Annotated in this window: 14 protein-coding genes and 1 pseudogene; 8 read left to right on the top strand and 7 right to left on the bottom strand. The window is 62.8% G+C overall.

Annotation, left to right across the window (positions count from 1 at the left end; all coding sequences use genetic code 11):
• On the bottom strand, window positions 1-625 hold a 625-nt coding region (locus tag HMPREF0298_RS06885), incomplete at its 3' end, for a UDP-galactopyranose mutase (protein WP_157464425.1).
• A 140-nt stretch (window positions 626-765) separates the two neighbouring features.
• Between HMPREF0298_RS06885 and HMPREF0298_RS06880 the strand changes: the two genes are divergently transcribed.
• Entirely contained in the window at window positions 766-2,631 is a 1,866-nt protein-coding gene (locus tag HMPREF0298_RS06880; protein ID WP_040422811.1) for an N-acetylmuramoyl-L-alanine amidase, read from the top strand.
• A 3-nt stretch (window positions 2,632-2,634) separates the two neighbouring features.
• Here the strand turns inward: HMPREF0298_RS06880 and glpK are convergent, their stop codons facing one another.
• A complete protein-coding gene (glpK, locus tag HMPREF0298_RS06875) occupies window positions 2,635-4,113 on the bottom strand; it encodes a glycerol kinase GlpK (RefSeq protein WP_006840410.1) in 1,479 nt (492 codons plus the stop codon).
• Between the two features lie 276 nt (window positions 4,114-4,389).
• On the opposite strand from glpK, the gene HMPREF0298_RS06870 reads away from it, so the two are divergent.
• The gene (locus HMPREF0298_RS06870) at window positions 4,390-5,199 is read left to right on the top strand and encodes a hypothetical protein (protein ID WP_006840409.1); all 810 of its coding nucleotides are present in this window, start codon (window positions 4,390-4,392) and stop codon (window positions 5,197-5,199) included.
• Here HMPREF0298_RS06870 and HMPREF0298_RS06865 read toward each other — a convergent pair.
• The 3 genes from HMPREF0298_RS06865 to serS are packed head-to-tail and all read right to left on the bottom strand — an operon-like array spanning window position 5,196 to window position 8,125.
• On the bottom strand, window positions 5,196-6,020 hold the full coding sequence (locus tag HMPREF0298_RS06865; RefSeq protein ID WP_006840408.1) for a Cof-type HAD-IIB family hydrolase: 825 nt from the start codon (window positions 6,018-6,020) through the stop codon (window positions 5,196-5,198). The two genes, HMPREF0298_RS06870 and HMPREF0298_RS06865, sit on opposite strands and share 4 nt — an antisense overlap.
• Window positions 6,021-6,032: 12 nt before the next feature.
• Window positions 6,033-6,869 carry a lysophospholipid acyltransferase family protein gene (locus HMPREF0298_RS06860; RefSeq protein WP_006840407.1) on the bottom strand — a complete coding sequence of 279 codons (837 nt, stop codon included), beginning with the start codon at window positions 6,867-6,869 and terminating at the stop codon, window positions 6,033-6,035.
• Window positions 6,866-8,125 (bottom strand): serine--tRNA ligase, encoded by a 1,260-nt coding sequence (gene serS, locus HMPREF0298_RS06855; protein ID WP_006840406.1) that lies wholly within the window; start codon window positions 8,123-8,125, stop codon window positions 6,866-6,868. The genes HMPREF0298_RS06860 and serS overlap by 4 nt, the downstream gene beginning before the upstream one ends.
• A gap of 77 nt (window positions 8,126-8,202) precedes the next feature.
• Between serS and HMPREF0298_RS06850 the strand changes: the two genes are divergently transcribed.
• The 4 genes from HMPREF0298_RS06850 (at window position 8,203) to HMPREF0298_RS12200 (ending at window position 12,307) form a co-directional block, all read left to right on the top strand.
• The gene (locus HMPREF0298_RS06850; RefSeq protein ID WP_040422809.1) at window positions 8,203-9,261 is read left to right on the top strand and encodes a septum formation family protein; all 1,059 of its coding nucleotides are present in this window, start codon (window positions 8,203-8,205) and stop codon (window positions 9,259-9,261) included.
• 14 nt (window positions 9,262-9,275) lie between these two features.
• On the top strand, window positions 9,276-9,620 hold the full coding sequence (locus HMPREF0298_RS06845) for a metallopeptidase family protein (RefSeq protein WP_006840403.1): 345 nt from the start codon (window positions 9,276-9,278) through the stop codon (window positions 9,618-9,620).
• Between the two features lie 511 nt (window positions 9,621-10,131).
• Window positions 10,132-11,022 carry a DNA adenine methylase gene (locus HMPREF0298_RS11805; RefSeq protein WP_245527464.1) on the top strand — a complete coding sequence of 297 codons (891 nt, stop codon included), beginning with the start codon at window positions 10,132-10,134 and terminating at the stop codon, window positions 11,020-11,022.
• Window positions 10,958-12,307: a type II restriction enzyme gene (locus HMPREF0298_RS12200; protein ID WP_006840401.1), complete on the top strand. Its 1,350-nt coding sequence runs from the start codon at window positions 10,958-10,960 to the stop codon at window positions 12,305-12,307. The genes HMPREF0298_RS11805 and HMPREF0298_RS12200 overlap by 65 nt, the downstream gene beginning before the upstream one ends.
• 177 nt (window positions 12,308-12,484) lie before the next feature.
• Here the strand turns inward: HMPREF0298_RS12200 and HMPREF0298_RS06835 are convergent, their stop codons facing one another.
• Both HMPREF0298_RS06835 and pheA read right to left on the bottom strand, forming a co-directional pair.
• Window positions 12,485-13,087 (bottom strand): histidine phosphatase family protein, encoded by a 603-nt coding sequence (locus HMPREF0298_RS06835; protein ID WP_006840400.1) that lies wholly within the window; start codon window positions 13,085-13,087, stop codon window positions 12,485-12,487.
• Entirely contained in the window at window positions 13,088-14,005 is a 918-nt protein-coding gene (gene pheA, locus HMPREF0298_RS06830; RefSeq protein ID WP_006840399.1) for a prephenate dehydratase, read from the bottom strand.
• A gap of 16 nt (window positions 14,006-14,021) precedes the next feature.
• Here pheA and HMPREF0298_RS06825 point away from each other — a divergent pair, with 16 nt between their 5' ends.
• Window positions 14,022-14,750, top strand: coding sequence for a CPBP family intramembrane glutamic endopeptidase (locus HMPREF0298_RS06825; protein WP_006840398.1), 729 nt, complete (start codon window positions 14,022-14,024; stop codon window positions 14,748-14,750).
• A 10-nt stretch (window positions 14,751-14,760) separates the two neighbouring features.
• Window positions 14,761-14,960 (top strand): annotated as a pseudogene (locus HMPREF0298_RS12445) (LCP family protein); the annotation flags it as partial.

Here is a 14,960-nt window from a genome sequence, read left to right as displayed (position 1 = left end):
GGTCGGCCATCTTCTCCAGCCAGGCGGCGTAGCCGTCGACGGGCAGGCCCTCGTAGGTGTCGTTGAAGTAGCGGTTGTTGAAGGTGTAGCGCACGGGCAGGCGCGAGATGATCTCCGGCGGCAGGTCGGTCGGGTCGGTCTGCCACTGCTTGGCGGTGTAGTGCTTGACAAAGGCGTCGTACAGCGGCTTGCCGATGAGCGCGATGCCGCGCTCCTCCAGGTTCGTCGCCGCGGCGGGATCCTTGTCTTCGCGCTGCGCCTCGATGAGCGCGCGGGCCTCGTCGGGTGAGTAGTAGCGACCAAAGAACTGGTTGATCAGGCCAAGCCCCATGGGGAACTGGTAGGCGGTGCCGTCGTGCATGGCGAAGACGCGGTGCTGGTAGTCCGTGAAGTCGGTGAAGCGGTTGACGTAGTCCCACACGCGCCGGTTGGAGGTGTGGAACAGGTGGGCTCCGTATCTATGCACCTCGATGCCGGTGTCCGGGTCCTTTTCCGAGTAGGCGTTGCCGCCGATGTGGCCGCGCTTTTCCACCACGAGCACGCGCTTGCCCAACTCGCTCGCGGCTTGTTCTGCGACGGTGAGGCCGAAGAACCCGGATCCAACAACGATGAGGTCGTAAGTCATGGCGCCCATTTTCGCACATTCGCTTATCGACGCCTCACGTCCCGACACACCCATAAAGTCTCAATACTTCCTTTAGACTTCTTTCTCCCCTAGAATGCACTTTGATTAACTTTATCCCCTTACTTAACAGGAGCCTTACCGTGCAACAACGTCGACGTCTCACCCGGCCCGCGCCGGGGAAGAACCCGGTCCTGGCCGCCCTGACGACCCTGACAACCCTGGCGCTCGTCGCCGCGGCCGCGTTTGGCGGCAGCAACATTGTCAACGTCCAATCCCTCGGACCTGGCGGCGACGTTTCTGTCGACCTCGCCAGCGAATCCCTCGCTGCCGGCGACAACATCACCGTCGACGACGCGGCCGTGATGACGCAGGGCGGTGAGCAGGTCGAGCACCGCGTGGTCAAGGAGTTCACCCGCGAAAAGCCCTTCTCCGTTGTCGGCCTGACCTGGGAAGACGAGCGCGACATCGTCGCCTACGTCCGCGCCCAGCGCGCCGACGGCACCTGGTCCGAGTGGTACCAGATGGATACGGCCGCCAACGCCGCCGGCGACACCACGTCTGGCACCAAGCACGGCACCGACCCCATCTACGTCGAGCCCACCACCCGCATCCAGGTCTCCACCGCGAACGTCGATTTGCTTGAGGACGGCCGCACCGAGTCCGAGGCCCCGACCACCGCCAACGAGATCGAGGCAGTCTTCGTCGACGGTGGCGAAGGCACCGTCGGCGGCGACATCGCCCCGGTGGCCGAGTCCTATGCCGCCGGCATGCCCAAGGTCGTTTCCCGCGCCGCGTGGGGTGCCCAGGGGTCACGCCAGAACCCGTACTACACCGAGCCGACCAAGGCGATCACCATCCACCACACCGCCGGTTCCAACAACTACACGGCGGCGCAAGCACCCGGCATCGTGCGCAGCATCCAGGCCTACCACCAGGGCCAGGGCTGGGGCGACATCGGCTACAACGCCTTGGTGGATAAGTACGGCAACATCTACGAAGGCCGCGCCGGCGGTCTCGACCGCGGGCCCATGGGCTCCCACGTCGGTTCCTTCAACAGCAACACCTGGGGAATTTCCATGCTGGGCAACTACGAGACCGCACAGCCCAGCGCCGCAGGCGTGAAGGCGATGGGCGACATCATCGGCTGGAAGTCCGCGCAGTCGAAGATTAACCCGCTGGGTTCGACCCAGCTCACAGCCTCCGGAAACTTCACGGGAAGCAAGTACGCCGCCGGCCAGACCGCGACTTTCCCCACGATTAACGCGCACCGCGACTTCCACTACAACACGTGCCCGGGGCAGTACCTCTACGCTCAGATGGGCGCGATCCGCACCGCGGCCGCCGCCAAGGCAACGCAGATGACCGCGGGCCAGGTTGTCGCTCCCTCCTCACCGAGTGCCAAGAGTGACACCACGACCAGCGCCCACAACGTCTCCACGACGGTGACCAACCGCGTCGACGGTCCGTTGTCCAACGTCACGCTGTCCAAGCTCGCCGCGGGAGACCCCACCGCGATCGCCCAGGCAGCAGGCACCGTTGCCGGCGTCGTCATCCTCTACATGCTGCAGTCCGGGGCAGTGACCGACAGCGTGAAGAATGTTGCCGATGTGGAGCTCATCCCGGGCCTGTCACTGTCCTCGCTCGCACCGCAAATCGGCAAAATCCTGCAGTTCGTCGGCGGCGATGAGGCGGCAGACACATGGAAGCAGTTCGAGCCAATCCTCGGCACCCTGCAGGGCGCTGCCACCGGCGTCGGCGGCAACAACTTCGCCTTCTACTCGAATGGCATCGCCGTGCAGAACAACCAGGGCGACATCTACACCCTCGTCGGCGAGCTCGCCGACGCGTGGCTGCAACAAGGCCTCGACGCTGGCCCGCTTGGCTTGCCGATGTCGAACCAGTACAACCCGACCGAAGATGAAGTCAAGGTCGATTTTGAAGGCGGTTCAATCTCCTTCAACCCGATGACCAGGGATGTCAACATCGACGTCAGCTCGCTGCGCTAACGCTTAACCCAACCCGTACGAGCGCTCAACAGCGTTCTCCCACGCCGCAATGAGCCGGTCCCGATCGGGGCCGGCCATTGTGCTGTGCCACGTCGTTGTGTCACCCAGGGTCAGCGGCGCGGTGATAAGCCCCGCCCCGATGCCGGCCGCCGACGCCGCGCCCATCACAGTGGTCTCAATGTTGTCCGGCCGGGAGACACGGGAATCCAACAGGTCGGCCTGCATCTGCATGAGAAGGGCGTTGTCGGTCATGCCGCCGTCGACACGCAGCTCCGCGATGCGCGTGCGCGCATCTTTCTGCATGGCGCGCACGACCTCGCACGTCTGAAAACACGTCGCCTCCAGCGCGGCGCGGGCTACGTGTCGACGATCAGTAAACCGCGTCAACCCCGTTATCACCCCACGCGCGTCCGGCCGCCAGCGCGGCGCGAACAGGCCCGAGAACGCCGGGACGATGACAACGCCGGCGCTGTCGTCCACCTGCGCCGCGAGCGTCTCGCTCTCCGCCGCGTTGCGCAGCATCCCGAGTTGATCGCGCAGCCACTGAATCAGGGAACCCCCGACCGCCACCGAGCCCTCCAGCGCGTACACCGGATCCTGGCCCTGCATGTGGTACGCCACCGTCGTCAGCATCCCGTGCCAGCTCCACTGCGGGGTCGAACCCGTGTTGAGCAGCATGAACAGGCCTGTCCCGTAGGTCATCTTCGCGTCGCCCTCATCCAGGCAGCCCTGCCCAAACAGCGCCGCCTGCTGGTCCCCCAGCACCCCGGTGATGGGCACGCCCGAGAGCGGGCCGCGGCGCCGCACCACCCCGAACTCGCCTATCGACGCCCGAATCTCCGGCAACATCACCCTCGGAACACCCACCTCGGCGCACAGCTGCTCATCCCAGTCCAGCGTCTCCAGATCCATCAGCAGGGTGCGACTCGCGTTGGTCGCGTCGGTGACGTGCGTGGCCTCGTGCCCCTCGTCACCGCGCGCCCCGCCCGTTAAGTTCCAGATCAGCCACGTGTCGATCGTCCCGGCAAGCAGCTCACCCTTCTCGGCGCGCTGCCGGGCGCCCGGCACATTGTCCAAGATCCACGCCCACTTCGGCCCCGCCGGATACGAGTTGTTCAGCAGGCCGGTCTTCTTCTGGAACCGCGCCGGATCCCCGTCGTGGATAGTGCGCGTGTCCTGCCACACGATCGCGTTGTATATCGGCTTGCCCGTGCTCTTCTCCCAGATCACAGCCGTTTCCCGCTGATTTGTCACCCCGAGTGCGGCGATGTCCTCGTCGGTGATGTCCTTGCTCGCCATCGCCTCGACCACGGCCCGGCGCGTGTTGCGCCAGATCTCCATGGGGTCGTGCTCGACCCACCCCTGCCTGGGCATGATCTGCTTGTGCTCGAACTGCGCTTGTGCCACGACCTCGCCTTCGGTCGTTGTCAAGATGAAGCGCGTCGTCGTGGTGCCCTGGTCAATCGCGGCGATGTATGGCATGCGGACAGTGTAGTTTTGATGCCTTTGCGCGGGTTCTGTGCGTTGGTTTTGTGTGGCTGGTTTGTGTGCTTGTTTCTGTGCTGACGTCTAGCAGCTAGACCTCAACGAAACCGCCCCCGCAAAACCCCAGGTCACGGAGCGCCGCAACCGGCACACTCGTGCTGACGTCTAGCTACTAGACCTCAACGAAACCGAGTTATCCACACCCCACCAGTTATCCACAGCCCCGCACCCGCCGCGCCGGGAATGTCCCCCACGCGTGGCAGAATCCGACGCATGGACTCGGGGGAGGAAACGGCATTCATTAAAAGCGTCGCCGCACGCTGCCGCACGTCGGTGGTCACCGGCCCTGCGGCGCTGCGGCTGCACGGAATCAAGACGTACAGGTGGGTCACCATCGTTGACCTCGCACTGCGCGGCACCGCCCGCGCTTTCGACACCACCACACCGAGCGCCGGCCGCACCTACCGCAGCGGCATTCTCCGCCCGGAGGACATCACGACGGTCGACGGCATCGCCGTCGTCACCGGCATCCGAGCCCTCTTCGACACCTACCGCTATCACCCGCGCACCGACGCCCTCGTCGCCATCGAATCCGCCCGCCACCTGCATAAACTCAGCGCCGAGAACCTCCTCGACCGCGCCCGCCAGCTCCCCCGCGCCAAGGGTCTGCGCGGTTTCCGGGAGCTCATCGGATACTCGGCCGGCACGTCGCAGTCCCCGCTGGAAACTCTCGGCCGCGACGGCATCCTGCGCGCCATCGCCAGCGGCACCCTCACCGGCGTGACAAACCTCGAGTTCCAGGCCGAGCGCACCATCCTCACTGCCCGCGGCGAGCCTCGCCGCGCGCTTGTCGACGCCACCATCAACGCATTCCTCGGCATCGAGTTCGACGGGAAGGTGAAGCTGTCGGGAATCTACGGTGACCCGCACAGGGTCATCGAAGAGGAACGGATGAGGGAGAAGCAGCTCCAAAACCTGGGAATGGTGATCTGCCGCTTCGGGTGGGGGGAGGTGGAAAACGGAAGCTACATCGCGGTGCTACAAAATCTTCTGCGGCGGTACCCCGGGACGCGGCCCGCCTAGAACCATTGCTCGAGAACTTTCGCCACGCCGTCCTCGTCGTTGCTCACGGTCACAGTGTCGGCGACGTCGAGCACGACCGGGTTCGCGTTGCCCATGGCCACGCCGAGTCCTGACCACGCCAGCATCTCGCAGTCGTTGGGCATGTCGCCGAACGCCACCACGTCCTCGGCGCTCACTCCGTAGTGCGAGGCGAGGGCGGAGACGCCGGTGGCTTTGGTCACCCCCGGGCTGGAGATTTCTATCAACCCTTCGTCCATGGAATAGGTGATGTGCGCCTCGGAAGTGTCGATGACCGGGGCGATGAGGTCGAACATTTCGGCAGAGTGCATCTCGGCGCACCGGACCAGCAGCTTCGCCGCAGGAACCGAGACGAGTTCTGAGACGGGGGCGACGCCGAAGCGGGGGTCCCACGCATCCGGGTTGTAGTCGGGGGTGACTAGGAACACCTCGTCTTCCGGGTCGAGCGCCGACTGCCCGACGCGTTCGACTCCGTAGCCCCAGCGCACGCCCAGCGGGCGGAATACCGCATCGACGTCGGCGACGACTTGGGCCATCAGCTCGGAGTCGAGCTCGAAGGCGCGCAGCACCTCGTCGCGGGCGGGGTCGTACGTCACAGCGCCGTTCGCGCAGACGCAGACCGGGGAAATGGGGAGCTGGTCCAGCACCGGCATGAGCCAGCGGTGCGGGCGCCCCGTGGCCAGTCCGAAGTGCGCGCCCGAACGCACGGCGCGCATGACCACGTCACGCAATCTGGGGGTGACGCGTCCGGCGCTGGTGAGGAAGGTTCCGTCGATGTCGCTGATGATGAGCCGTGGCGTCACGTCTGATCCGGCCTACTTTCCGTGCTTTCGGTCGGCGCGCTCGGCTCTCTCCCGCCGGTACATTTCCTTGGCTTCTTCCAGGGTGGGGGCGGCGCCGCCCATAGAGGCCGGGATCCACCGTTCGCCGTCGGGGAAGGGGCCGAAGCGCTCCGCGTACTCCGCACGGTTGAGCTCGAGGAGCTCTCCCAGCGCCTGCTTCAGGCGAGCCGTCACTTCTTCCGGGGTTCCCTCGAGGGAGACCGGCTCCCCGTACCGGATGATCACGGGAATTTTGGCGCGCCCGAGGTGGCGGGGCAGGTCCTTTGTCCAGATGCGCTGGGAGCCCCAGATGGCGCACGGGATCAGGGGTGCGCCGGCGCGCTGGGCGATGCGCGCCGCGCCCGTCTTGAAGTCGGAGAGCTCGAAGGAGCGGGAGATGGTGCCCTCGGGGAAGATGCCGACGAGTGCGCCTCTGTTTTGAATCCAGTCCACCGCCGAGTCGATGCTGTCTGCCCCCGCCGCGCGGTCCACGGGCACGTGGCGCATCCCGCGCATGAGCGGGCCGATGACGGGTGCGGAGAACACCTCCTTTTTCGCCATGAAGCGCACGAGGCGCTTGCCCGCGACGTGCGGGCCCACGGCGCTGAAAATGAAGTCGAACCAGCCGGTGTGGTTCGCGGCGATGAGCGCCCCGCCGGTCGCGGGGATGTTGTCCAAGCCGCGGACCAGCGTGAACGTGCCCTGGGCGCGGAATACTTTCTTGATCGCGCTTTCTATCCACTGATAGAAATAGTCCTTGCGCTCCTCCTCGTGGGGCGGCGGAGGCGAGTAGTCGTCGGGGACCTCGAACAGGCCCTGAATTGTCGTCACTGCTGGACCTCCAGGACGTCTTTGCCCACCCACGGGCGCAGCGCCTCCGGCACAACGACGGAGCCGTCCGCCCGCTGGTTGTTTTCTAGGATGGCGACGAGCCAGCGCGTCGTGGCCAGGGTGCCGTTGAGGGTGGCGGCGGTCTGGGTTTTTCCGGAAGCGTCGCGGTAGCGCGTCGCCAAGCGGCGGGCCTGGAAAGTGGTGCAGTTCGAGGTGGAGGTGAGCTCGCGGTAGGTGTTCTGGGAAGGCACCCACGCCTCGGTGTCGAACTTGCGGGCCGCCGAAGAACCGAGGTCGCCTGCGGCGACGTCGATAATGCGGTAAGGCACCTCGACGGCGGAGAGCATGTCGCGCTCAAGCTGGAGCAACTTGCGGTGCATCTCCTCGGCGTCCTCGGGCGCGCAGTAGACGAACATTTCCAGCTTGTCGAACTGGTGCACGCGCAAGATGCCCTTTGTGTCCTTGCCGTAGGAGCCCGCTTCTCGACGAAAGCACGATGACCAGCCGGCGTAGAGCAACGGCCCGTCGGATAGGTCTATGATTTCGCCGGAATGGTAGCCGGCCAGCGCCACCTCGGAAGTGCCCACGAGGTACATGTCGTCGCGCTCGAGGTAGTAGATCTCCTCGTCGTGCGCGTCGAGGAACCCGGTGCCCGCCATGATGTCCGGGCGGACCAGCACGGGCGGGATGACCACCGTGAAGCCGGCCTCGCGCGCTTTTTGGGCGGCGAGCATGAGCATGCCGAGCTGGAGCCACGCGCCGTCACCGACGAGGTAGTAGAAGCGGGCACCGCCGACCTTCGTACCCCGCTTCATGTCGATGATGCCCAGCGCTTCACCCAGGTCGAGGTGGTCGCGCACCTCGAAGTCGAACTCGGGGATCTCACCGACGTGCTCGATAACGACGAAGTCCTCCTCGCCGCCGGCGGGCGCGCCTTCGACGACGTTGGCGATGCGCAGCTGCAGCTTCGCCACCGCCTCCTCGGCTTCATCCTGGGCCGCCTCCGCCTCCTTGACGCGGGCTTTAAGCTCGTTGGATCCCTCGAGCAGCGCCGGGCGGTCCTCGGGGGCGGCCTGGCCGATCTTCTTGCCGAAGGCCTTCTGCTCGCTGCGCAGCTCGTCCGCCGCCTGAATAGAGGAGCGGCGACGTTCGTCCGCCTCAAGCAGCTGATCCACCAGCTGGGGGTCTTCACCACGGGCCCGCTGAGACTCGCGCACGACATCGGCATTTTCACGCAGGAATTTGAGATCAATCACACTGAGCCATCCTACCTTGGGCACTCCAACCCGTGCGCCCGCGAAGCTCTTTTGCGCGGTAAGGCACAATAGGCCACATGGTCTCGACAACATCAGCAACGCGCAGCGTTCTCGTCGCCGTGGTGGCGGGCGCCGTGGCGGCAGGGTCCTACTCGTTCGTTTCCGAGTCGGACGCGGCCTCCTCCGCCGCGTCAACCCCGTCCGCTTCGACGACGGCGGCGTCACCCAGCACGCCCAACTCAACCTCGAGCGTCGCCTCCTTCACCACCGCCGACCAGGGCGCCTGCCTGACCTGGGACGTGGCCGAGGACGGCTCGATCTCGGGTTTCGAGCAGGCCCCGTGCGAGCAGGAGCACCGCTTCGAGGTGTCCGCGCGAGAGGACCTCGCGGCTTTCCCCTCCTCCGAGTTCGGGCCCAACGCGGAAATTCCCAGCCAAACGCGCCAGGCCCAGCTGCGCGAGGAGCTGTGCGGGGCCTCGACGCTGAATTACCTGGCCGGCGTGTACGACCCGAACGGTCGCTACTCCATCGCGTCCATTCTCCCGCCGGCCGAGGCGTGGGAGCGCGGAGACCGCACGATGTTGTGCGGACTGCAGGTCACCGACGCATCCGGCACCCCGACTTTGACAACGGGGCGTGCCGCCGAGCAGGACCAGGCCCGCGTTCTCGATGCCGGCCAGTGCGCCGTAACCGACGCGTCGAGTACGCTTCGCGCAGTCGACTGCGCCGAGCCCCACCATTTGGAGGTCACCTCGGTGGTCTCTATGGCGGAGGTCTTTCCCGACCACACCCCCAGCGTCGAGGAGCAGGACAAGTACCTCGGCGACGTCTGCACCACCGCCGCCCAGGAGTACCTCGGCGGCGAGGAAAACCTCTATCAGGTCGCGCTGCAGCCGTTCTGGACCGCCCTCTCGGCGGCCGCCTGGGAGGGAGGCAGCAGGAGCGTCAACTGTGGTCTCGTCTACGCCAACAACGGGCAGTTCGCCACGCTGACCGGGTCGGCGACGGCGGGCCGCGACGGGTTGCGTATCGACGGCAACCCCCCGCCCGAGCGACCCGAGCGCCGCCCGCTGCGCCAAAACCCGGAATCGAACGCGCCCGTCGCATCCGCAAACCAGGAACCCGGCGCACAGTAAAGCGCAGTAGAGCCATGCTAGCTAGCTACGACGAGTTCGAGGAGATGATCAACGACGCCCTCGACCTCATCCCCGAGCCCTTCGCCCGCGCCATGACCAACCTGGTCATCCTGGCGCGCGGCTTCAACCCGGAGGAGCCGACCATGCTCGGCTTATTCGAGGGCGTGCCGTTGACGCAGCAGCACTCCAACCACTCCGGGTTCCTGCCGGACACCATCTTTGTGTACAAGGACGCCCACGAGGCGGTGTGCTCGAGCGTCGACGAGCTGCGCGAGCAGGTGAAAGTCACCGTGTTTCACGAGGTCGGCCACTACTTCGGGATGGAGGAAGACCAGCTTCACCACCTCGGCTGGGGCTAGTCCAGCGGTGAGAGAGGAAGTGCTTAACGCGTCAAGAAATACATGTAAAGGCGAAATTGTTTCAGCTCGCAACGCTGCGTATAGTTTCGTCTCTACCGATGACACTCAAAGTCCCTCAAGACCAAGATAAGGAAACAGCGGGCGCCGAAACTGAACCTAAGACGCTTTCGGATTTCGCGAACAAGTTCGCCTTAACGGCAAGATTTGCACCAAGACTGATTCCTGATATTTCCACCCCCCATGTCACGATATCCGAATTCTCTCATCGGTTTCGTTTCCCCACAATTAGGGCACTCACGGGTGAGCTCGTGCCCATCGTAACCATTGCTTTGGATACGTGGACGGTCTAGATTTGCCATACCGGTGGTCCTTTCCTCTGATTACCTTAGAGTTCGAGCCACGAGTGACAAGTCGTTGGGCAATTCGCATTTTAACTTTGGCTTACCCGTTCGGTAAAGTTCAAACTTTGAACACTGGGAATAGAGGGCATTTTGTATATTAGGAGAGTCCTGTGACGAATTCGTTGAAGCCGCTCGTGAAGTGGGTCGGTGGAAAACGTCAACTTCTTTCCGAAATTCACCGGCTTCTACCTCCAAGCCACCCCGAGCGTACCTACTTCGAACCCTTTCTCGGCGGTGGAGCAGTCCTATTCTCGCTGCTGCCTAATCGTGCGATAGTGAATGATGTCAACGCGGAACTAATTAATCTCTACCAAATTGTAAAAGATCAGCCAGCCGATCTCATAAATTTAGTAAGTTCATATCCGCATGAAAAAGAGTTCTACTACAGGCTTCGGGATTTGGACCGGAATCCGGTCGATTGGCAAAAACTAACTCGTTTGGAGAAAGCGGCGCGGACGCTATACCTCAACCGTGCGGGTTTTAACGGATTGTATAGAGTTAATGCAAAAGGCCATTACAACGTCCCATTCGGGCGTTACAAGACGCTAAACTTCGACACTCAGAACATTTGGTCCGTCTACGAGTTCCTGCGCAGTACTTCCATTGAATTCAGCTCGGTAGATTATCGGGAGGCTCTAACACGCGCAAAACTGGGCGATTTCGCTTACATTGATCCACCTTACGATCCGACAAACCCCACATCCTCGTTCACAGCGTATACTACCGGTGGATTTAATCGCGAAAATCAAATAGAGCTCCGCCAAGAAATAGACCGCCTCACTGACAAAGGCGTGTACGTCATGCTCAGTAATTCTGCTACAGACTTTGTTAGAAATGAATATTCTGGGTACACAGTTCACACAGTGAAAGCCCGCCGACAAGTTAATTCTAAAGGTACAGGACGCGGATACGTCGAGGAAATTATAGTTACAAACTATGACAAACGAGGAGAGCTACATCGAAACAGAGCTGCGTCTGCAGTTCAATATCCCACCGTCTAACAAACTAGGGAAATTCGATATCGGATGGCTCAAAATATTCAGCCGAAAGGGAATTCTTCAACAAATAGCTACCGACGGTTATGCGATCATCACATCTTTAGAGCAAAAAGAATTTAGTGGCCAGTTGGAACCTCGTCTACTGAATAAACACGATTTTTCCAGTAATCAGCCCTATATCTTCGTCAGAGAGAAACTTGGTGCCCTTCCGATTGAGCGCAATCGGTACCTAATCGGCAAATTCAACCTTTTTCACTCGTTCCCGGATACTGAAAGCTCGCCTCCAAAAACTATTCCTTTTCCGGCCAATATAGAATCCATCGATCACACCGACCTAACTAGCGAAGCTATGGCTCTTCACGCGGCTGAGGTTTCCGGAATCTTTCATGATTTCCTCGAGGTTTGCGACTTACAACAAACCGTGAGTGGCAGAATGGGAACTGGGAGCTTCGAGATGGACTTGAATTCCATTCCCGGTGGCTACACAGCGAAGGTGAGTGGAGCCCAAATAGAAGTCGATGCTGGTTACGAAACCCCCGAAAGTCTCGCCCTTGTAGAGGCTAAGAACAAGTTAAGTTCTGATTTCAACGTCCGCCAAGTCTTCTATCCTTACCGGGTATTTCGCGAAAAAATGAGGACTAAACCTGTTAGAAATATCTACCAAGTTTACAGCGATGGCATCTTCCATCTTTACGAGGTCTTTTTCGAAAATCCTCGGGACCTAAACACCATTCGGGTTCTTCGCTCCGGAAAATATGCCTTTTCTACGGAGAGTGTAACCCGGAAGGATGTTGAAAGAATCGCTTCAAGCTCACAAATTATCCCTCACCAAAAACAAGGAGTTCCTTTCCCTCAAGCAGACGTATTCGCCCGAGTAGTCAACCTCTGCGAGCAAATCCACGCAGAAGGCGCGATGAGCAAGGAAGATATCTACTTGAGCCAAGACTTCACGCCTCGTCAGGCGGACTACTATCTCAATGCTGCACGCTACATTGGGCTTCTCAATTACGACAATCAGTCGCAGTTAGCGAACTTGTCTTGCGAAGGGCGTCAGATTATGGAAAACGACTCCCCTAGGCAGAGGCGTCTCGGATTTGCATCCGCAATTTCCCGCAGAGAACCATTTTTGCTTACACTGCGGGACGCTCTGCAGCACGGTGAGATCCCGTCACGCGAACGTATCTTAGAAAATATGGATTCCGTCGGACTGACGGGCAGCACCTTACATAGGCGCGCGAGCACAGTTGAAGGCTGGATCAAGTGGATACTCGATTTCATCGTTGATTAGGCCAAATCGACGAGCCGATATTGCTTGTATCGGCATTAGGTAGGGCCGGTGCCCACTTCTGGGAGCAATGCAGAACAGGGTCAAAATCGTTATCGTGCCACGTCATTTTGCCCGCAACCACTGTGGATGGATGTGCCCGCGCCACAGAATCGAGCCGAATCGCCCTCGACTCATAGATCAGTCCAGCGGGTACTTGCCCCACTTCACAACCCGCCACGAACCGAACTCGCCGAACGGGTCAATGACCACGTAGTGGCAGTTGGGAAGGTACGACGCCTCCGCGAAGGCCGGGTCGACGTCGGTGGCGTTGGCGGCGAAGGCACGGATCGCGCCGCCATGGGAGACCACCACGGTGTCGCCGCCGGCCTCGACGAGGGGGTCGATCGCCGCGCGGTAGCGGGTGAGGAAGATTTCGAGGGAGTCGCCGCCGTCGATAAGCGAATCAAGCTCCCGCCGGTAGAAGCCGCGGAACGCGCCGTGGTAGGCCGTGTGCGCCTCGAGTGTGTTGAGCATTTCAAAGCGCCCCGCCTGCACCTCGTGGAGGCCGTCGAGCGCGGGGATGACATCAAAATGCTCGCCGAAGCCGATCTCGCCGGTCTGCTTCGCGCGCAGCGCCTTGGATGTGACCACCCGCGCCGGCGCGTAAGCGTCCATGATGTCGCGCCCCGCCGCGGCGGCCTGGGTTTGCCCCAGCTCTGTGAGCTCCGCGCCCGGCAGGGCGGTGTCGAGGTGGCGGCCGACGTTCGAGGTAGTTTGCCCGTGCCTGAGCAAAATGAGCATCTACTTGCCTTCCCGGGCCCTTGCGACCCACTCTTCCGCGGCGCGCAGGCGCGCGGCATCCGCATCTGCGTCCGTTACCGGCTCGCATCCTAGCCGATCAGCGCACGGCCAGGAGCCCAGGAAATCAATCGAGCTCGCCCGCAGGTACAGGTTGCGCAGCGCCTCGGCGAGCGGGGCGTCGTCAATGTGGCCGACGAGGTCGACGAAGAAGTTGTAGGTGTTGCGCGTCGCTTTCGTCGGGCGTGACTCGATGCGGCTTAGGTCAACGCCGCGGAAGGCGAACTCCTGCAGCGCGCCGACCAGGGTGCCCGGCTCGTTCGGCAATTGGAACACCACAAAGGTGCGGTCGTTTCCGGTGCGCGGTGTCGGCGCACCCGCCGGGCCGACGAGCACGAAGCGCGTGCGCGCGGCCTCGATGTCAGCGACCCCCTCAGCGTGGATCTCAAGGCCGAACAGGTCCGCGGCCCGGCGCGGGGCCGCCGCCACATCGACCTCGCCCGAAGCGACGAGCTCGGCGGCGGCCGCGTTCGACGACGCCGCGCGGAACTGCGCGGCCGGCACCTGCGTCGCCATCCAGCGGCGAACCTGCTGGTAGCCGACGGGGTGCGTGGCAAAGCTCGTTGCGCTGGCGAGCGTTTCGCCGGGCCGGGTCATAATCGCGAACGAGATCTCGAGTTCCGTCTCACCGTAGATCTGCACCCCGGGGGCCTCAATCAGCGCGTCGGTGGTGGAGGTCACGGCGCCGTCGACGGAGTTCTCGATGGCAACCACGGCCCACTCGACCTCGCCGGAGCGCACCGCGGCGAGCGCCTGGGAGGGTGAATCGACGGGAACCAGGTGGGCGTCGTCAAGCTCGAAATCCCACACTGCTTGCTCAGTAAACGTGCCGTGCGGGCCAAGGAATGCGACGCGGTTCATGCCTTAAAGTTACTGCATGCGCACTCGTGGAGAGCGGATCCGTGTGGAGATCCTCATCGTGCTCGCCGTCACGTTCGGCTTGTCCGGCGTGCGCTCGCTGTTGAGGCTTGTCGACGCCCTGCTGGCCGAACCCGCCCTCAACGAACAACAGGTGACGCTCAACGACGCCGCCTCCGACGTCTCCTGGCTCGACCTCGCCCTGCAGCTGTGCTCCGCGGCCTCGCTTCTGGCGTGGGGCGCGCTCGCGCTGTTCCTGCTGGATAAGTCGCTGCCGCGGCTGCGGTGGCGCGACTGGCTGCACGGCGCGGGGCTCGCCGCGCTGATCGGGCTGCCGGGGCTTGTCCTCTACGTCACTGCGCTGAACATGGGCTTGTCGAAGCAGGTCATCCCCACCACCGAGGCCGTGCAGGTGCCCACGCTGTTGATGTGGTCCTTCGCCAACGCCTTCGGGGAGGAGACCGTGGTGGTGATGTGGCTGATCACGCGGCTGCGCCAGCTGGGGTGGGGGCCGTGGCCCGCCATCGCCGCGTCCTCGGTGCTGCGCGGTAGCTACCACCTTTACCAGGGAGTTTCGGCGGGGTTTGGCAACATCGTGATGGGCGTCGTCTTCGGCTACTTCTACCACCGCACCGGGAAGGTGTGGCCGTTGATCCTGGCGCACTTTCTTATCGACGCCGTCGCGTTCGTCGGCTACCTGCTCGTGCCCGGATCGCTACTTTCCTCGTTGGGTATAGCGGCGGGTTAAACTGCTGCACATGCCGACCACACCTCACTCGAACGACCCCAGGGACAACCTGGGCGACTACGTGCTGGGCAAGGACGGGAAGCCCATCGTGGACCGCTACGGTCGCCCCGTACGCCGCCGCGTCGAACGCGCCCCCCGGCCCGAGCCCCGCCCGCGCGAGGAGGTGCCCCGCTTCGAGCGGGTGCAGCGCCCGCCGATGGACCACACGCG

This window comes from Corynebacterium lipophiloflavum DSM 44291, assembly GCF_000159635.1.
Classification (GTDB): domain Bacteria; phylum Actinomycetota; class Actinomycetes; order Mycobacteriales; family Mycobacteriaceae; genus Corynebacterium; species Corynebacterium lipophiloflavum.
Note: the sequence above shows the minus strand (reverse complement) of the source record. Positions and strands in the feature narration are given on the sequence as shown.